Source organism: Monashia sp. HAY1-5C (assembly GCF_056755255.1).
In genome coordinates this window covers 1-256 of sequence record NZ_JBPGXG010000508.1, presented here as the reverse complement: position 1 = coordinate 256, position 256 = coordinate 1, and the positions used below count along the sequence as shown (strand labels likewise).

The window sequence follows — 256 nt, the reverse complement described above, 5'->3', positions numbered from 1 at the left end:
CGGCTGGGCAGGACCATTCGGCCCGATAAACGTGCCTTTCCCCTGCTTGCGCCACACGCGAACTTCTTCTTCCAGCACATCCAGCGCCCGGCGGATTTCCCGGCGGCCGACCTCAAACATTTGCATCAGATCACGCTCCGCAGGCAGTGGCTGCGTCTGATCCGGATGCTGTTGTACCAACTGGCGTAGCTGTTCCAGCGCTGAATTCGATGTGCCGTTAGAAGGGGGTAGCGCCCCGGAGTGCGTTGTCACATGT

General features: G+C 60.5%; 1 protein-coding gene. It reads right to left on the bottom strand.

Features of this window, described 5'->3' with window-relative positions; translation table 11 throughout:
- Positions 1 to 252: GntR family transcriptional regulator (locus ACR9ZK_RS22595; RefSeq protein WP_481344166.1), on the bottom strand; the 252-nt coding region annotated here is incomplete at its 3' end.
- Between the last annotated feature and the right edge of the window lie 4 nt (positions 253 to 256).